The sequence below is a fragment of the Mesorhizobium sp. M7A.F.Ca.US.005.03.2.1 genome, assembly GCF_003997795.1.
Lineage (GTDB): Bacteria > Pseudomonadota > Alphaproteobacteria > Rhizobiales > Rhizobiaceae > Mesorhizobium > Mesorhizobium ciceri.
In genome coordinates, this window is sequence record NZ_RZRP01001513.1 from 1 (window position 1) to 625 (window position 625).

Sequence of the window (625 nt, forward strand, 5' to 3'; positions counted from 1 at the left end):
CGACCGCACTTGCCGGCTTTCCCTGTGACTGGAAGCGCGCCTCGCGTGACAGCAGCGGAATGCGCAGGACGCCGAGGAAATTCAGGCCCATCAGGATGATCAGCACGCCTGCGCCCATGGCCAGCGGCTCCTGCCAGACGCGTAGCAGCCGGCCGATGGTCGAGGCGCCGGCGCCGAGCGCGACAAAGACGGTCGAGAAGCCGAGCACGAAGGCGATCGAAGAATAGATCAGCGCGCCGCGTGCGCCTTCACGCGCTGTCGCACCCGCATTGCCACGGAAATCGTCGACCGAGACGCCGGCCATATAACAGAGATAAGGCGGCACCAGCGGCAGCACGCAAGGCGACAGGAACGAAATCGCCCCAGCCCCGACCGCGCTGACATAGCCGATGTCCAATGCCATTTCCAAGAACTCCAATGTCGTGACGCCGATATAGCGACGCGCAGCCTTGTCCACCAATCACCATTGTGTTGGCAAGATCATCCATTGCCCGACGCACTTGCCAGGAAGAAACGACAGCCCGCAGGCGTTGATGCTGTGAGGCCGCGATTTCCCGCGCGTCTCCAGATATCAGTCAGGAGATTTCCATGAAAACCATAACCGCAGGACTGGCAGCGCTTCTGC

Annotated in this window: 1 protein-coding gene; it reads right to left on the minus strand. The window is 61.9% G+C overall.

Translation table 11 applies throughout. From position 1 onward, the window contains the following. Nucleotides 1–403, minus strand: a 403-nt coding sequence (locus EN991_RS38800) for a cytochrome c biogenesis CcdA family protein (protein WP_164769792.1), incomplete at its 3' end; no start/stop codon positions are given. Nucleotides 404–625: the final 222 nt, after the last annotated feature.